Source organism: Rhodococcus sp. P-2 (assembly GCF_016598535.1).
Lineage (GTDB): Bacteria > Actinomycetota > Actinomycetes > Mycobacteriales > Mycobacteriaceae > Rhodococcus_F > Rhodococcus_F baikonurensis.
Genome location: NZ_CP066779.1, coordinates 5,968,537 through 5,985,519, shown reverse-complemented (window position 1 = coordinate 5,985,519; position 16,983 = coordinate 5,968,537). Strand labels below are relative to the sequence as shown.

The following is a 16,983-nucleotide window of genomic DNA, read 5'->3' as shown; positions in this document are numbered from 1 at the left end:
CGGCAATCAGACGTCACAGACCGCGAACCGGACTCCGGCCACCAACTTCCGCCGTCACCGCATCCGCTGCCGCAACCAGCGCCGCGGCCCTTCGCTCGATCTCGGCGCCCGTAATCGCCCCACCCACATACAGCGTCAACACAAGCGCCTGATGCCCCTCGGCGTCGTAGGTCGGGGCCGCGATGAGACTGACGGGATGCTCGTCGTCGGAACTGATGTCGCGCCCGAGGTACACCCTCTCGCCCAGGCTCGACACCATCTCACCGAGCAGTTCACGCACCTCGGGCGGGAGATCATGCGTCGCAACACCCGCCATCAGCGTGTGAAGTCGCTGCCCGACGGGGTCCAGACTCTCGACCAGGTACCCCGCGGCGCGGCACTCGCGGACCACGTTCCACAGACGCTCGCGATCCAAGCGCACCGGCAGGCTCGGCTCCTTGCTCAGCCAACTGTCCATGTCGTGATCCGAACCCCAGAGGACGTACATCAGTCCGACCGGCGGAGCGAACGGATACACCTGCCCGACCTTGGCAGCGCGACGTGCTCCGACCGGTCCGGTCACCTCGAGAACACTGATCTGGTCACCGATCACGCCGGACGCCGTGCACGTCGTCCCGAACTCCGCACTCACCTTCGCCAGATGGGTGCGGGCAATAGGGCCGACGGCAAATCCGCGCTGAGCTGCACGTCCGGCCGCAATCAAGGCCGGACCGAGCCCGTAGGTCTTCGACACCTCGTCCCGAGTCAGGTATCCACGATCAGCCAGTGCCGTGAGGATTCCCAGGCAGGTGGGCTTGCTGATCTCGAGCGCGCGGGCCAGTTCCGACAGCCCGAACCGCTGATCAGGGCGGCCGACGAGGTAATCGAGTACCTGAACCACCCGCTCGGTGGGAGGCGATTGCCTCCCCCTCGGGCGACCATCTTCAGGCGCCTTCTCCGGTCCACCCATTGACCACTCCCTAGAACGCGTTCTATTGTCGGAATACCCAACATCTACCAAATAGGTACATATTTGTACCACGACGCTCTGGACCGGCGACATAGTCGGAACTGTGAGGAGCCAGCGTGCTGACGGACCCGTTTGCCGAGGCGATCGCCGAAGCCGAGAAATTGATCGAGACTGCGCCGCACATCAGATCCGAACAGGATCTACTGGAGGGATACCAATATCTGGCCGGCGGAATCATCGCGACGACGCATGCCGCCTGGGCCAGCGAAAAGACTCATCCGAGTTTCATCCAGGGCACTGGGCCGTTCACCAAGATGGGTCTCGACAACCCGGACACCCTCTACTTCGGCGCCCGTATCAACGACGACAAAGAATACAAGGTCACCGGAAAGCGCGGCACCACAGCCGATCTCAGCTTCCAGGTGTTGAGCGGGAACTACACCAACTCGAATGTCCCCGGAAGCGAGATCGCCTTCGACGACCGCGAACTCGAGATAGACGACGACGGCAACTTCGTCGCTTGGTTCGGCCCCGGCCCTGCCGACGGCCGAGCCAACTACTACACCCTGGCGCCCGGTTCCTCGCAGTTGGTCGTTCGCGAGGTCTACAGCGACTGGAGTCAGCAGCGCGGCGTGATCCGAATCGAGCGCACCGATTCGATCGGAATCGCACCGCCACCGCTGACCGCCGAAGAGACCGAGAAGCGGTACGCACGGGCCGGAAAGGCACTGGTCACGCGGGTCAAGACGTGGCTGCAGTTTCCGGAGTGGTTCTACCTCAAGCTCACGGTCAACACCATGACCGAACCACGTCTGACGCCGGGCGGACTGGCGACACAGTACTCGTCGGTGGGACATTACGAACTAACCGACGAGCAGGCGATGATCATCACGGTTCCGGCGTCGGACGCACCGTATCTCGGCTTCCAACTCGGTAGCCTCTGGTACATCTCACTCGACTACGTCAATCATCAGACCTCCCTCAACAACGGCCAGGCACAGGTGGATCCGGACGGGATGGTCCGGATGGTGGTCAGCGAGAAGAACCCCGGTGTCACCAACTGGATCGAAACCGTCGGGCACCCGCGCGGCATTCTTCAGTTCCGGTGGCAGCGGGTCTCGCGCGAGCTGACGCCCGAGGACGGCCCCACCGTCGAGATCGTTCCAGTGGAAGACATTGCGAAGCACCTGCCGCATTTCGACACCAACGCCATCAGCGCCGAGGACTGGGCAGCGCGAATTGCCCAGCGCCAGGCCGCCATCGACAACCGAATGCTGGGGTAAACATGACCGCCTTGCTCGAAGACCGTGTAGTAGTCATCTCCGGGGTCGGCCCCGCTCTCGGCCGCGCTCTGGCGCTTCGCTGTGCGTCAGCCGGCGCGAGTCTTGTTCTCGCAGCGCGCACGCAATCGCGGCTCGACGACGTCGCGAAGGAAATAGTCGATGCCGGTGGGCGCGCCGTCACCGTTGCCACCGACATCACCGACCAGGCTTCCGCCGAGAATCTGGTGGCCGAGTCCATTGCCGCCTACGGCAAAGTCGACACTCTGATCAACAATGCCTTCTCGATTCCGTCGATGAAGCCATTGGCTCGCACCGATTACCAGCACATCCGCGACAGCATCGAACTGACCGTACTGGGTGCGCTGCGCCTGACTCAGCTGTTCACGCCGGCACTTGCCGAGTCGGACGGCTCCGTGGTGAACATCAATTCGATGGTGTTGCGGCATTCGCAAGAGCGTTACGGCAGCTACAAGATGGCGAAGTCGGCCCTGCTCGCCATGTCGCAGTCCCTGGCCACCGAACTCGGCCCGCAGGGAATTCGTGTCAATTCGATTGCACCCGGCTATATCTGGGGCGACACCCTCAAGGGTTACTTCGCGCACCAGGCGGAGAAGTTCGGCATGACCGTCGAGCAGATCTACGAGCACACCGCGTCGAACACCGACCTCAAGCGCCTGCCGACGACGGATGAAGTATCCGATGCGGCGATCTTCCTGGCGTCCCCGATGGCCAGCGCGATCACCGGCCAATGTATCGACGTCAACTGCGGCGAATTCCATCACTAGGAGCACCATGACTGAACGCACTCACGTCGGCACCGTCGAGGATCTCCATGCCTCGGCGACGCGGATGACCGGCCTGACGGACTTCGGCGTCGACGATTACACCGAAGCTCTGTCGGTCCTGCTCGAGTCGTACGACCGCGACGAGGATCTGACACCCTTCGGCAGCAAGATCTCTCGGGTATTCCTACGCGGCGCCCTGGTGGCACGTCTGCTCAGCGAATCCGCATGGAAGGAACATCCGGAACACGCCGACGTCAAGATCGAGCGGCCGATCTTCGTCACCGGATTGCCACGCACCGGCACCACAGCGCTACACCGCCTCCTCACGGTCGACCCGGCTCACCAGGGTCTCGAGATGTGGCTGACCGAGTTCCCCCAGCCGCGTCCACCTCGCGATACCTGGGAATCGAACCCGGTCTTCGCCAAGATCGAGGAGACGTTCGGCCAACACCACGTCGAGCATCCCGAATTCATGGGCGTGCACTACATGTCCGCCAGTGAAGTCGAAGAATGTTGGCAACTCTTGCGTCAGACGTTCAAGTCCGTGTCGTACGAGTGCCTGGCAAATCTACCCACGTACTCCGCATGGCTGAAGGACCAGGAGTGGTCGAACGCCTATGCACGACACAAGAAGAACCTGCAGCTGATCGGTCTGCCCGATCAGGATCGACGGTGGGTCCTCAAGAACCCGAGCCACCTGTTTGCGCTCGACGAATTGATGGAGGCGTACCCCGACGCTCTCGTCATCCAGACTCACCGCTCCCCCACGACAATCATTCCGTCGGTATGCAGCCTGGCCGCCCAGGCGACAGAGGGTTGGTCGAACACGTTCACCGACAAGGTGATCGGCGAAAGTCAGCTCGAATTGTGGGCCAGGGGACTCGAGCAGTTCGACAGTGCACGCGCACACCACAATCCGGCTCAGTTCATCGACGTCGACTATCAGGACTTCGTCACCGATCCGCTGGGAACCGTCGAGAACATCTACGCGCACTTCGACATCCCTTTGACATCTACCGCCCAGCAGTCGATGGAGGCCATGCACGAGGAAAGCCGCTCGGGTGCTCGCAAACCTTCGCACAAGTACACGCTCGAGGAGTTCGGTCTGACGAAGGAGCAGGTGGAAGAGCGATTCGGAACTCGTTGAGAACCGCTGGCCGACGACCTTGCTGACAACTGAAGCCCCGCCGATCGGCGGGGCTTCAGTGATCGAAACGCGGTCAGCTGCCGAGATGCTCGCCCAGCAGTCGGTCCAACTCGTCCGGCGCCTCGTCCGGAATCCAGTGGCTCACGCCGCTGAGAACCTCGAACCGGTACGGGCCGTCGACAAACGCGGGGGTGAGCGCAGATCCCTTGGGCCCGATGGCAGCATCGCCGTCGCTCCAGACGTGCATGGTCGGCACGGTGACCCGGGCAGTTGCGGGGTTCGGCTTGGTCATCCACATCGCGCGATACCAGTTCAGACCACCCCGCAGGCGGCCGGGAGCCAGCATGGCATTCAGATCGCGCCGCGCGTTCTCCGGCGTCTGCCCGCTCGAGATCAGGAACTTCTCACCCGCCGACGTGGAGGACAGAACCTTCTCGGGAACGAAGGGCAATTGGAACGCCCCCATGTACCACGATTTCAGTCCCTGCGTGCTGGTCACCATCGCCTTGACGAACGCCAGTGGATGCGGAACCGACACCGCGGTAACGGTGTTGAGCAAATCGGGCCGCTCGGCAGCGACCTGCCATGCGACTGCGGCACCCCAGTCGTGGCCGACCAGGTGCACCTTGCCCACCGCGAGCGCGTCGATCAGTGCGACAGTGTCAGCGGCGAGTTCGGACCCGCGGTACGCCCAGCGCGCTTTCGGCCTGGCGCCGGGTGAGTACCCTCGCTGATCCGGCGCCACCGTGCGGAAGCCGCGGGTGTGCAGCAGCGGTGCGAGCTGATCCCACGAGCTCGAATCCTGCGGAAAACCGTGCAGGAGGACAACAACCGGACCGTCTGCCGGCCCTTCGTCGCGTACGTCGAAGGTCAGCCCGGACCGGGAGTACGAGGTGAGGCGATCCGCCGGTGTAGTCATAGCGCCACGCTAGCCTTCGTGACCCCTGTGATCGGAGCCTTTTCACCAGCGCGCAGGAACTGGCCTGTCTTTTCGATTCCGAATCCCGGGGCGAATTCGCCGTCCCGGTAGACGAGTCGGCCGTTGATCACCGTCGCGACGGCTGCGTCGTCGCTGCGGTTGACCATTCGGCTGATGCCACCGTACTCGGGGACCTTTGCCTCGAACAGGCCGTCCACCGACTCGTCGAGCCCGGCTGGATCGATGACAACGAAGTCCGCGCGGTCACCCTGGCGTAGATGCCCGGCATCGATGCCGTACCAATCCGCCAGTTCGCCGGTCAGGCGATGAATTGCCCGTTCGACGGTGAGGAACGGTTTGCGGTCACTCTGGGCGTCCTTGACACGCTTGAGGAGTCGCACCGGATAGTTGTAGAACGCCATGTTGCGCAGATGCGCACCCGCATCGCCGAAGCCCATCTGCACGCCGGAACTCGCGGCGAGTTTCTTGGCAAACTTGGGACGATGATTGGCAATAGTGGTGCGCCAGCGAAGTTCTCGTCCGTACTTCACCACCAGATCGAGGTATGCGTCCACGGGGTGCACTCCCCGGACGTCGCCGACCTGACCGAAGTTCTTGCCGATCAACGTCTCGTCCGGGCAACCGACGATCACGGCGTCGTAGAAATTGCGGTGCCAGATGCGAGGTGAGAACTTGTTGTCGTAGTCCTTGCGGAATGCGCGGCGGTACGACTCGTCCTGGAGCAGTTCGTTGCGCTCCACCTGGTCCTTGAGGTGCAACGCGGCGGCGCCGGCACCGAACTCCTCGAATACGACGAGGTCGATTCCGTCTGCATAGACGGTGAACGGAACCGGAAGGTGCTGCCACTTGAAATCGGTCTTGGCGAAGCGGTTGAGCAGCGGGGCCGCAGCAAGCATGAAGTACACGATCACCGGGTAGGCCTTCGAATCCGCACCGGAGAGCAGCGACGTCTTGAGCGGCTTCTTGCGTCCGATGGCGGAGCTTTCAGCGAAGAACGCCGCGACGTTCGGATGCAGGTTGATGGTCGGAGCGCTCTGCAAGATCTTGCCGCGATCACGAAGGATGCGGTTGAGGAATCGGAACTCCTTCCACCGTGCATACGTCGACGGCAAAGAGCGAGAACGGTATTCGTCGCCGTCGATCTTGTCGAGGGCGTTGGTCATCGACGACAGGCCCAACATCCCCGCATCGATGGCGTCCTCGAGCATCGAGCCCATCCGGCCGAGTTCCGAGCGGGTCGGCTTGACCTTCTTGTCGGTGCCGCGCCCCAATCCGAGTACGTGCGTGCGAATGTCGGAATGGCCGATGAAGGCCGCGACGTTCGGTCCGAGGGGAAGGGCTTCGAGTGCAGCGGTGTACGCCGCGGGACCGGTCCAGGTCTTGTTCGCTTCGAGGATGCGCAGCACCGCGTCGTGGGGCACTGCTTCGACCCGGCTGAACAGGTCCGCAATTTCGCGCGGGGTCGAATACACCGTCGACAACGAGCAATTACCGAGCACGACCGTCGTGACGCCGTGGCGAACCGATTCCGGAAGCCCTGGACTGACCAAGGCCTCGGCGTCGTAGTGCGTGTGGACGTCGACAAAACCCGGGAGCACCCACTTGCCGGCCGCATCGATCACCTCGGTGTCCGGCCCGATCTCGAGGCCTGTCGTGGACACCTCCGCGACCACGCCGTCTCGAATTCCGAGATTACGACGCAGACCTGGAGCCCCCGTCCCGTCGAACCACAACCCGTCGTTGACCACGATGTCGAAAGCAGACACTGTCGGACTCCTCGCCTCACGTATGTGTTACCTCACGTTATAGACAGCGTTGAGTAAAAGTCAATGAACCTTCGGAGCCAATACATAAGATGTCGGAATGGCTGCAGTCCCACGCTCCCCCGAAGACCGTCAGAGGCAAATCCTCGAGGTGGCAGTACGCATGTTGCGGACCGAGCCTTTCGACCAACTGTCGATGGACCGAGTTGCCGCCGAGGCCGGCGTCTCATCGCCACTGCTGTTCCATTACTTCAAGAACAAAAAGGGCTTCCAGAACGCCATCCTCGAGGCTGCCTCGGCCGATCTCGAAGATCGAATGCGACCTGACCCCGAGCTCCCCATCACGTCCCAGCTGCGTTCAGGTATCGAAACTTTCGTCGACGCCGTTATCGAGCACCCCACCATTTACCTCGCCGTGATGCGGATGGCCGGCAGTGGCGACGTCCGGATGCGCACGATCTACCGTGGGATGCGCCGCACTTTCACCACGTGGATCGTCGCTGCGCTCACTAATCTGGGCATCGAATCGAACGCGACCGTGGAGGCGACAATCGCCGGGTGGCAGGCGTTCATGGAGGAAATCGTCGTCAACTGGATCGACGAGCCGACGCTCGAGCGAGGCGAGATGGTCGACCTCTGTGAACGAATTTTCTACCACTGCCTACCGGCAGCAGGCATCAGCGTGGAGCAAATAGTGGCAGCCACCGTCGTCGCGACGGCCAGTGAGTCCGGCGCAACACAACCGTGATCTTCGCGCCGGGGTTTCACAGGTGGTCACGATTGGGTATCTTGCTTGCAGTGGCACTGGACCACGACCCCAACACATGAAGGATCCAACATGGAGTCTGTCGAAAACGTATTGCCCGAGGGTGTCAAGCTCGAAGACGTCTTGAGTGTCCTCAAGGTCGCAGTTGCGGGCATCGGCCTCATCAGCGCACTTTCGGCATTCAGCTGATCGCAAAGCGTCATCGACAGGCCGGACTTCGGGGAGTCCGGCCTGTTTTTTGTTTCCATTCCTGAACAAACCGTGAACTTTTCAGCAACTTCAGCGCAAAGCGGTCATTTCGACCCAAACAAGCGTCCAGTTTGCTAACTTGTGTCTGCGACACAAGGTCGTACAGAAACACCACGCAGACACAACCTTGTACATACAAACCTGTACATACGACACGGAGGACCGAAACATGGGTTCCATCAACACCCTCAGCGCCGTCATCGACATCATCAAGGTCGTCCAGCCGTTGATCGCCAAGCTCAACCTCAGCTGATTCGCTTGCACCACACCCCTGCCAGGGCGTAACTCGAGATGGGGCCGACATTGTCGGCCCCATTTTCCATAGGTGCACTATCTCAGCCGAGGGCCTTCTTGATCTCTCCTGCCAGTACCGACGCCAACTGCGGCGGCACCGCATTGCCGATCATCGTGCGCACCGCTCCCCACTTGCCTTCGAATACGTAGTCGTCGGGAAATGTCTGGAGGCGAGCAGCTTCTCGGACGGTCAACGACCGCGTGTGTTTCGGGTGCACGTTGCGGGAAGCCGAGATCATCCCGAAGGTGGTTCCGACCGTCGACGCCGGCTCGTCCCACCGCAATCGCTTGTACGTCGTGTTGTAGCCGGAGGACGGTCGCATGGCCGGATCTTCGTTGTCGTGAGCCGACATTCCTTCCGGCACATCACGCAGCCACCGCAGGACGTGCTCGGGATGCTCGACGGCCCAGTGCAGCGGGTCCGTTTCGCAGGCCTGTCCGGATTCCAGCGGAGCCAGGTCGACGGTGGCATCGCGGAAAGTCCTCAGTGGCGCAACACCATTCACGCCGTGAGTCTTCGGCGGAAAACGCAGCGGACCGATACCACTGTCGCGGCGGGTCGCCACGATGAACACTCGTTCCCGGAACTGCGGGACGCCGTAATCCTGCGCATTGACCGTGTTGACCGACGCGTCGTAACCGCGTGCAGCCATCTCGCCGAGTATCCGGTCGACGACCATCCCACCGTCCGGGTCATTCATGCTGAGTAGCAATCGCACGTTTTCCATCACCACGACCTTCGGCTTCACCAGGTCGGCGAGCTCGAGCAGGTTCCGGAAGAGATGGTTGCGCGGATCGTCGCGGTCGCGTCGGCCGGCGAGGCTGAAGCCCTGACACGGCGGCCCCCCGGCCAACACATCGATGTCCACTTGTGCCAGAAGGTCTTTCACACGGGCTTCATCGATTGCCCGGATGTCCTCGCCGAGGCACCTCGCGCCGGGGAAGTTCCGATCGAAGGTCGCGCGCGCCTCAGGAACGACTTCGATGTATCCCTCCACCGAAAATCCCGCCATCCGAAAGCCTTCGGCCATACCCCCACAACCGGAGAACGCCGTCAGTACGGTGGGGGCTCCGCTTCCTGCCGCCGCGACCGCACGCCTGGCCACCGAGGCGGGGTCGTTGACCGGTGTCGCGCGACGCGCACGGCTACTACCACTCGATCGCTTCCGCGGGGCCGCGTACGTGCCCTCACGCTTTGCCGCTTCCAACGCGGAGAGGGCTGTGAGAACTGCGCGCGCCACCGGTGGCTTCGGATACGCCTTGTCGAGTTCCCACGCGGAGACGACGGCCGACGAGACTCCCGCTCGGCGGGCGAACTGGAACTGACTGATCCCCACGTCCAAGCGCCGCGATCGCAGGTCCTGTCCCGAAATCAATTCAGTGCCTCACTCAAGTGGTCCGCTCGCTCCGGCAGCCCAGACTATCGCAGCCGACACCGCGAACCAGGACCGCACAAGAGAGACCGGCAGGCGGTATGCCTGCCGGTCTCCGACACGAGCGGATGACGGGATTCGAACCCGTGTGAACGGCTTTGCAGGCCGGTGCCTAGCCACTCAGCCACACCCGCGTCAGTGAGTAACTCTGCCCCGACTGACGGCGCCGAACCACAGTTCCGCTCAGCATGATTCGGATGCAATCCCACAAGGCGTTCCAGTCTCTGGGAAAACTGCGAGCCCTTCGGGAACAAATCGGTCAGTCTCGATGCTGACTCCCTCGGTGGGCGCAGGTCATACGAAGTGCGGCCCGAATTTCGCCCGAACGACCGAGCAGTTCGCCAGACCCAGACAACCCAGAAGGTTTCATGAGTGCCGAGAACACCGCCATCGCCCCGCTTGTGAAGGCAGCTCCGCCCTTGGAGGCGGCCCCGCTGGAAACGAGCAGTGTCGACCGCAAGCCGAGTGTCGGAAAGATCCTGGCCCTCGGTTCCATGACGGCACTCGGACCCTTCACCATCGACATGTACCTGCCTGCACTACCGGATATCGGCGCCGATCTCGGAGTCTCGTCGTCAACGGTTCAGCTGACGATCACCGGAACCCTCATGGGCCTCGCGCTCGGCCAACTGTTGGTCGGGCCGCTCTCGGACACGCTCGGCCGCAAGAAGCCGCTGCTGGCCGGAATCGGCGTCCACATCCTGGCTTCGCTGCTGGCGGTCTTCGCACCGAGCATTGCGGTCCTCGGAATCCTGCGGGTCTTCCAGGGCATGGGCGCGGCGGCCGCGGCAGTGGTCACCATGGCGATCGTCCGCGACCTCTACAGCGGCAACACCGTTGCCGTCGTGATGAGCCGGCTGATGCTCGTGCTCGGCGTTGCGCCGATCCTGGCGCCCAGCATCGGTGGCGCCCTCCTCGTCGCCCTCGACTGGCGCGGGATCTTCGTCGTCCTGGCACTGATCGGCGTCGGCACGGCGATGATCGGTGCGTTCGGACTGTCCGAAACACTGCCGAAGGAAAAGCGTCGCCCGAGCGGATTGACGTCGGTTCTCCGCACCTACGGTTCGCTGCTCGGCGACCGCACGTTCATGGTCCTGACGCTCGTCTCCAGCGTCGGAATGGCGTCGTTGTTCGCGTATGTCTCCGGGGCGTCGTTTGTCTATCAGGACCAGTACGGCCTCAATCAACAGGAGTTCGCGCTGCTCTTCAGCGCGGGCGCGATCGCGTTGATCGGTGCTTCGCAGGTCAACGTCCGACTGCTCGACCGGTGGACTCCTCAGCAGATCACCAAGTGGGCCCTCGTGGCTGCGGTTGTCTCCGGCGCTGTAGTCATTACTGTCGCGGTTTTGGAACTGGGCGGGCTCGCCGGATTCGTGATCGCACTCTGGGTCATGGCCGGCGCAATCGGGTTCGTTCTCCCCAACGCCCCGGCACTGGCTCTCGCTCGTCACGGCGAGGCGGCCGGTACTGCGGCGGCGATGCTCGGTGCATTCCAGTTCGGCGTCGGTGCGGCCATCGCGCCGGCCGTCGGTCTACTGGGAAACACGAGCACAGCCCTGGCCGTCACGATGACGGCGTGTGTGTCGCTCGGTCTGATCGCGCTTCTGGCTACGACCCGGAAAAGCGATCGGACCCGAAAGAGCGATCCGACCCGAACGAGCGAATCGGTCTAACCGGCAGCGGAGAACCACTCGCTGTAGAAGGTGGCAAGTCCCAGGACGCACGAGATCGCGACGAAGATCCAGAATCTTGCGATCACGACGGTTTCCGGCCAGCCGAGTAACTCGAAGTGGTGGTGGATCGGGGCCATCTTGAATACGCGTCGACCGGACGATCGGAAGACCAGAACCTGGATGATCACCGACAGGATCTCAGCCACGAACAGGGCTCCGATGATGACCATCAGCAGCTCGGTGTGCGTCGTGACGGACAGACCGACCACCAGGCCGCCGAGCGCCAAGGAGCCGGTGTCGCCCATGAAGATCTGAGCCGGGGCGGCATTCCACCAGAGGAAGCCCAGGCACGCCCCGCCTGCCGCAGCAGCGACGATAGCGAGATCCAGGGGGTCACGAACGTCGTAGCAACCGGCGGCAGGCTCGAGGACACACGAGTTCCGGTACTGCCAACCGGCGATGACGACGTAGGTCCCCAGGATCATGCCCATCGAACCGGCCGCGAGACCGTCGAGGCCGTCGGTGAAATTGACGGCGTTGGACCAGGCGAACACCAGAATGCAGAAGAAAACCACAAAGCCGATGGCACCCATCGAGAACACCGAGATGTCACGAACATGGGACAGGTACTGGCTTCCGGGAGTGACTCCGTTGTTGTTGGAGAACTGCAGGAACAGAATGCCGAAGATGATGGCGCTCGCCAGCTGACCGACAGTCTTTGCCGTCTTGTTCAGCCCGAGATTGCGCTTCTTGCGGATCTTGATGAAGTCGTCGAGAAAGCCGACGATTCCCAGTGACGTCGCCAGCGCGAGAACCAGCCAACCGGATGCAGACAACCGCGGTAGCCGCGAGCCGAAACCGATGATGTGTGCCGCCAGGTAGCCCGCCCACATGCCTGCGATGATCGCGATGCCGCCCATCGACGGGGTGCCACGCTTGCCCTGATGGCTCTGCGGACCCTCGATCCGAATCTCGTGCCCGAGCCCCTGCCGCGAAAGCACACGAATGAGAAACGGAGTCAGGAAGAGCGCGACGAACAACGAGACGCCACCCGCTACGAGGATTGAAATCACCCGTGGGACTCTACAGACGTAAGCGGCTGCGACACACAATCAGACAAGGCACCCGACCGCTTCGCAGCATGGGATGATCGAACCTATGTCTCCCCCCGCGCCGCTCCCCCTCGACCCCATCGAAGAGGCGCATCGTCAGTGGACGGAGCACGGTTGGAGCGATGTCGCCGACGGCATGGCTGCGGTCACGTCGGTGATGCGTGCGCAGCAGATCATGATGGCGCGGGTCGAAGAGGTACTCAAGCCTCTCGGGCTGACCTTCGCCCGCTACGAATTGCTGACGCTTCTCACCTTCACCAGGTCGGGCGCACTCCCGATGGCCAAGGCCAGTGCCCGCCTCCAGGTTCACCCCACCAGCGTCACCAATGCCGTCGACCGCTTGGAGAAAGCCGAGCTGGTTCGGCGGGTCCCCCATCCCAGCGATCGACGTGCGACGCTCATCGAGATCTCCGACGCGGGTCGCGCGCTCGCCCTCGAAGCCACCGAAATGCTCAACAGCAAGGTGTTCGCACACCCCGGACTCCAGCAGGACAAGCTCGAGCAATTGGTGACGATCCTCACTGAACTTCGCAAGACTGCGGGTGACTTCGACACCGGCGGCGCACCCACCAAGTGGTGAACCGACCACCCGTACACACAAAAAACTGCCCTCACACTCTCGACGAGTGTGAGGGCAGTTTCAGCTGTTTCGGAACTCAGCGGTACCCGAATTCAGCGGTGCTTGAATTCTGCCGACCGCTTCTCCACGAACGCGGTCATGCCTTCCTTCTGATCCTCCGTCGCGAAGGTCGAGTGGAACACCCGACGCTCGAAGCGGACGCCCTCGGCGAGGGTGGTCTCGAAGGAGCGGTTGACTGCTTCCTTGGCCATCATCGCAATCGGCAGCGACATCTCGGCGATGGTGGTTGCGGTCTTCAATGCGTCGTCGAGCAGATCGGCAGCCGGAACGATCCGAGCGACCAAGCCGGCGCGCTCGGCTTCTTCTGCGTCCATGTTGCGGCCGGTGAGGCACAGTTCCATGGCCTTGGCCTTGCCCACCGCACGCGTAAGACGCTGCGAGCCACCGATACCCGGAATGACACCGAGCTTGATCTCGGGCTGGCCGAACTTCGCGGTATCCGAAGCGATGATGAAATCGCAGAGCATCGCCAGCTCGCAGCCACCACCGAGCGCGTACCCGGAGACGGCGGCGATCAGCGGCTTACGAGCTGCTGCGACGCGGTCCCACGGGGTGAAGAAATCTTCGACGTATGCGTCCATGTACGTCTTGGACTGCATTTCCTTGATGTCGGCGCCGGCAGCGAAGGCGCGCTCGGAGCCGGTGATCAGGATGGCTCCGATGCCGTTGTCCGCTTCGAGGTCGGCGACCGCGGCGACGACCTCGTTCATCAGCTCGGAGTTCAGCGCGTTGAGAGCCTTCGGGCGGTTGAGCGTGATGACGCCGACGCGACCCTTACGCTCGAGGATGATGGTGTTGAAGTCGGTCACTGCTGTCCTTCGGTCGAACGGTCACGGATGTCGTTGATGATGGCAGAGAAGTCCTGACCGCCACCGCCCGCGGCATGGAAGCGACTGTAGAGTTCGGCGGCCTTGAGCCCGATCTCTGCATCGACGCCGTTGGTGCGCAGCGCATTTGCAGCCAGACCGAGATCCTTGTCCATCAGTGCGACGGCAAAGCCTGGCTGGTAGTCGTTGTTGGCCGGGCTGGTGGGCACCGGTCCAGGCACCGGGCAGTTGGTGGTCAGTGCCCAGCACTGTCCCGAAGCGTTGGACGCCACGTCGAAGAGCGCCTGATTGCTCAGGCCGAGCTTCTCGCCCAGCACGAACGCCTCGCTGATCGCGATCATCGAAATGCCGAGGATCATGTTGTTGCAGATCTTCGCAGCCTGGCCGACACCGGCGTCGCCGCAGTGAACGACCTTGCGGCCCATCACGTCCAGCAACGGTGATGCTGCCTGGAAGTCCGCTTCCGAGCCGCCGACCATGAAAGCCAGCGTGCCGGCTGTTGCTCCGACGACTCCACCGGAGACCGGTGCGTCGACGCTGCGGTGACCGGCTGCTTCGGCTTTGTCGTGTGCCTCGCGGGCATCGGCGACGTCGATGGTGGAACAGTCGATGAACAGCGTGCCCGGTGTCGCCACCGGCAGCAGTTCCTCGTACAGACCGAGAACGTGCTTACCGCTCGGCAGCATCGTGATCACGACGTCGGCACCGCGAACGGCGTCGACCGCCGAATCCGCTACCGATGCACCGTCTTTGACTGCCTGCTCCAGTGCCGCAGGTGCCAGGTCGAAACCGACGACCTTGTGTCCGGCCTTGACGAGGTTGGCCGCCATCGGGCCACCCATGTGACCGAGTCCGATAAATCCAATGGTGCTCATTAGTGATGCTCCTTCGGCGGTGATCAGTTGCCTTGCGGTTGGGGGGTGAGTCCGAGCTCGTTGTCGCCCAGCGGGGCGAAGTAGGCATCGACGGATTCTGCCGTGACCTCGTCGAGAGTTGCCGGCGACCACTTCGGGTTTCGGTCCTTCTCGACGACCTGAGCGCGAATGCCCTCGACCAGATCGTGTGAGGCGAGCGCAGCCGTCGAGACCCGGAACTCCTCGTTGAGGACCTCCTCCAGGCCTGCCGCTTCTTTGGCGTGTCGCAGGGATCGCAGGGTCACCGACAGCGCGATCGGGGACTTGCCGAGAATCTGCTCCGCCGCCTTCTCCGCCTCGGGGATTCCACTCGAGCGAAGACGCTCGACGATGGTGGAGACGTCGTCGGCCGAGTACGCGGCGTCGATCCAGCTCTGCTGGGCCAACAGCTCCGACACCGGAGCCGGCTCCGCGTACTGCGCCACGGCGTCGGCAACCGAGGACGACGCGAGAGCGGCGATGAACGTCTCGATGTTCTCCGACGGGATGAAGTGATCCGCGAAGCCCGCTGCGATGGCATCCCCGGCGCTCAGTCGCGCCGTGGTGAGCGCGATGTGCGTTCCGAGTTCACCGGGAGCACGCGAGAGCAGGTACGTTCCGCCCACGTCAGGGATGAAACCGATTCCGGTCTCGGGCATTCCGATCATCGAACGCTCGGTCACGATGCGAATGTCGCCGTGTGCAGACACTCCGACGCCACCACCCATGACGATCCCGTCCATGATCGCGACGTACGGCTTCGGGTAGTTCGCGATCTCGGAGTTGAGGATGTACTCCTCACGCCAGAAGTCGAGCGAACCGGTCTTGCCGTCCTTGGCGTCGTGGTAGATCGAGACGATGTCGCCGCCCGCGCACAGACCGCGTTCGCCGGCGCCCGTGAGTACGACTGCCTTGACGTCGTCGTCGGACTTCCATTCCTCGAGTGCCTTGGCCATCGCCTTGACCATCGAATGGTTGAGGGCGTTGATCGCCTTGGGCCGGTTGAGGGTGATGAGCCCCAGTCCGTCACGCTTTTCGATCAATACCTCGAGCTCGTCGCTCATGCTGCTCCCTGCTTTCCCTGACCTGATGCGACCACGCTGCGCGCGATGACCACCCTCATGATCTCGTTGCTGCCTTCGAGGATCTGATGAACCCGAAGATCGCGAACGATCTTCTCGATCCCGTACTCAGCAAGATAGCCGTAACCGCCGTGAAGCTGGAGAGCCTTGTTGGCAACGTCGAATCCGGTGTCGGTCGCGAAGCGCTTGGCCATCGCACACAGCTCCACGACGTCGGACGCTCCGTCTTCGAGTGCTGCGGCGGCGCGCCACAGTAGTGTCCTGGCCGCTTCGAGTTCTGTGCGCATGTCGGCGAGCTGGAACTGCAGGGCCTGCGACTCGATCAGCGCCGAACCGAAAGCCTTGCGGTCCACCAGATATGCGACGGCTTTCTCCAGCGCAGCTTGAGCTCCACCCACCGAGCAGGCGGCGATGTTCAGTCGGCCGCCGTTGAGACCTTTCATGGCGATGCGGAATCCACTGCCCTCTTCACCGAGCATGTTGGCAGCGGGAACGCGCACGTCTTCGAAGATCACCTGACGAGTCGGCTGTGCGTTCCAGCCCATCTTGACCTCGTTGGCGCCGAACGACAGTCCGGGTGAATCCTTGGGCACGATGAACGCCGAAATGCCCTTGGCACCTGCAGATCCGGTGCGCGCCATCACGACGTACACGTCGGAAGTGCCTGCGCCGGAAATGAACTGTTTGACGCCGTTCAGGATGTAGTCGTCACCGTCGCGAACGGCCTTGGTGCTCAGGCCCGCAGCATCGGAGCCCGCACCGGGTTCGGTGAGGCAGTAGCTGCCCAGTTGATCCATCGAGCAGAGTCCGGGCACCCACTTGTGGCGCTGTTCGTCGTTGCCGAACTGGTCGATCATCCACGTGACCATGTTGTGGATGGAGATGTATGCGGCGATCGACGGATCGCCCTTGGCCAGTTCTTCGAAGATCCGGGCAGCGTCGACGCGGCTCAGTTCACTGCCACCCACGTCTTCACGAATGTAGATACCGCCCATCCCCAGGGACGCCGCCTTACGGAGGACGTCCACCGGGAAATGCTTGGTCTGATCCCACTCCACTGCGTTGGGCGCCAGATGCTCGGCCGCGAAGTCGCGGGCAGTGTCGCGAATCGCCCGCTCGTCATCGGTCAGAGTAAACATGGAAAGTG

General features: G+C 62.7%; 16 protein-coding genes and 1 tRNA gene. 7 read left to right on the top strand and 10 right to left on the bottom strand.

The window, feature by feature from the left end; translation table 11 throughout:
• Nucleotides 1–13: 13 nt before the first annotated feature.
• Nucleotides 14–949: a helix-turn-helix domain-containing protein gene (locus I7X09_RS27875; RefSeq protein ID WP_095971586.1), complete on the bottom strand. Its 936-nt coding sequence runs from the start codon at nucleotides 947–949 to the stop codon at nucleotides 14–16.
• 116 nt (nucleotides 950–1,065) lie between these two features.
• On the opposite strand from I7X09_RS27875, the gene I7X09_RS27870 reads away from it, so the two are divergent.
• Genes I7X09_RS27870 through I7X09_RS27860 form a run of 3 tightly spaced genes read left to right on the top strand, consistent with a single transcriptional unit; the run spans nucleotide 1,066 to nucleotide 4,164 of the window.
• The gene (locus I7X09_RS27870; protein WP_095971585.1) at nucleotides 1,066–2,232 is read left to right on the top strand and encodes a hypothetical protein; all 1,167 of its coding nucleotides are present in this window, start codon (nucleotides 1,066–1,068) and stop codon (nucleotides 2,230–2,232) included.
• A gap of 2 nt (nucleotides 2,233–2,234) precedes the next feature.
• On the top strand, nucleotides 2,235–3,017 hold the full coding sequence (locus I7X09_RS27865; protein WP_007726165.1) for an SDR family oxidoreductase: 783 nt from the start codon (nucleotides 2,235–2,237) through the stop codon (nucleotides 3,015–3,017).
• Nucleotides 3,018–3,024: 7 nt separating this feature from the next.
• Nucleotides 3,025–4,164 (top strand): sulfotransferase family protein, encoded by a 1,140-nt coding sequence (locus I7X09_RS27860; RefSeq protein WP_124569481.1) that lies wholly within the window; start codon nucleotides 3,025–3,027, stop codon nucleotides 4,162–4,164.
• Nucleotides 4,165–4,237: 73 nt separating this feature from the next.
• On the opposite strand, the gene I7X09_RS27855 is transcribed toward I7X09_RS27860, so the two are convergent.
• The gene (locus I7X09_RS27855) at nucleotides 4,238–5,083 is read right to left on the bottom strand and encodes an alpha/beta fold hydrolase (RefSeq protein ID WP_095971582.1); all 846 of its coding nucleotides are present in this window, start codon (nucleotides 5,081–5,083) and stop codon (nucleotides 4,238–4,240) included.
• Nucleotides 5,080–6,870, bottom strand: a complete 1,791-nt coding sequence (locus tag I7X09_RS27850; protein WP_200314732.1) for an N-acyl-D-amino-acid deacylase family protein — start codon at nucleotides 6,868–6,870, stop codon at nucleotides 5,080–5,082. Before I7X09_RS27850 ends, I7X09_RS27855 begins: the two co-directional genes overlap by 4 nt.
• Before the next feature lie 97 nt (nucleotides 6,871–6,967).
• Between I7X09_RS27850 and I7X09_RS27845 the strand changes: the two genes are divergently transcribed.
• A complete protein-coding gene (locus I7X09_RS27845; protein WP_200314730.1) occupies nucleotides 6,968–7,615 on the top strand; it encodes a TetR/AcrR family transcriptional regulator in 648 nt (215 codons plus the stop codon).
• A gap of 394 nt (nucleotides 7,616–8,009) precedes the next feature.
• Complete coding sequence (locus tag I7X09_RS29650; RefSeq protein WP_255246884.1) at nucleotides 8,010–8,135, top strand: hypothetical protein; 126 nt, start codon at nucleotides 8,010–8,012, stop codon at nucleotides 8,133–8,135.
• An 82-nt stretch (nucleotides 8,136–8,217) separates the two neighbouring features.
• Here I7X09_RS29650 and dcm read toward each other — a convergent pair whose 3' ends face one another.
• Entirely contained in the window at nucleotides 8,218–9,513 is a 1,296-nt protein-coding gene (dcm, locus tag I7X09_RS27840) for a DNA (cytosine-5-)-methyltransferase (protein WP_234036740.1), read from the bottom strand.
• A 159-nt stretch (nucleotides 9,514–9,672) separates the two neighbouring features.
• Nucleotides 9,673–9,743 (bottom strand) — tRNA-Cys (locus I7X09_RS27835).
• Nucleotides 9,744–9,977: 234 nt separating this feature from the next.
• Between I7X09_RS27835 and I7X09_RS27830 the strand changes: the two genes are divergently transcribed.
• Complete coding sequence (locus tag I7X09_RS27830; protein WP_200314728.1) at nucleotides 9,978–11,282, top strand: multidrug effflux MFS transporter; 1,305 nt, start codon at nucleotides 9,978–9,980, stop codon at nucleotides 11,280–11,282.
• On the opposite strand, the gene mraY is transcribed toward I7X09_RS27830, so the two are convergent.
• Nucleotides 11,279–12,355 carry a phospho-N-acetylmuramoyl-pentapeptide-transferase gene (gene mraY, locus I7X09_RS27825; protein ID WP_003941316.1) on the bottom strand — a complete coding sequence of 359 codons (1,077 nt, stop codon included), beginning with the start codon at nucleotides 12,353–12,355 and terminating at the stop codon, nucleotides 11,279–11,281. The two genes, I7X09_RS27830 and mraY, sit on opposite strands and share 4 nt — an antisense overlap.
• A gap of 85 nt (nucleotides 12,356–12,440) precedes the next feature.
• Between mraY and I7X09_RS27820 the strand changes: the two genes are divergently transcribed.
• Nucleotides 12,441–12,974, top strand: a complete 534-nt coding sequence (locus I7X09_RS27820) for a MarR family winged helix-turn-helix transcriptional regulator (RefSeq protein ID WP_054825961.1) — start codon at nucleotides 12,441–12,443, stop codon at nucleotides 12,972–12,974.
• Between the two features lie 92 nt (nucleotides 12,975–13,066).
• Here the strand turns inward: I7X09_RS27820 and I7X09_RS27815 are convergent, their stop codons facing one another.
• Genes I7X09_RS27815 through I7X09_RS27800 form a run of 4 tightly spaced genes read right to left on the bottom strand, consistent with a single transcriptional unit; the run spans nucleotide 13,067 to nucleotide 16,975 of the window.
• Nucleotides 13,067–13,843, bottom strand: a complete 777-nt coding sequence (locus I7X09_RS27815; protein WP_003941374.1) for an enoyl-CoA hydratase — start codon at nucleotides 13,841–13,843, stop codon at nucleotides 13,067–13,069.
• Nucleotides 13,840–14,736, bottom strand: a complete 897-nt coding sequence (gene mmsB / locus I7X09_RS27810) for a 3-hydroxyisobutyrate dehydrogenase (RefSeq protein WP_095971578.1) — start codon at nucleotides 14,734–14,736, stop codon at nucleotides 13,840–13,842. The genes I7X09_RS27815 and mmsB overlap by 4 nt, the downstream gene beginning before the upstream one ends.
• Before the next feature lie 23 nt (nucleotides 14,737–14,759).
• Nucleotides 14,760–15,818: an enoyl-CoA hydratase/isomerase family protein gene (locus I7X09_RS27805; protein WP_200314726.1), complete on the bottom strand. Its 1,059-nt coding sequence runs from the start codon at nucleotides 15,816–15,818 to the stop codon at nucleotides 14,760–14,762.
• Nucleotides 15,815–16,975: an isobutyryl-CoA dehydrogenase gene (locus I7X09_RS27800; RefSeq protein WP_007726145.1), complete on the bottom strand. Its 1,161-nt coding sequence runs from the start codon at nucleotides 16,973–16,975 to the stop codon at nucleotides 15,815–15,817. The genes I7X09_RS27805 and I7X09_RS27800 overlap by 4 nt, the downstream gene beginning before the upstream one ends.
• Nucleotides 16,976–16,983: the final 8 nt, after the last annotated feature.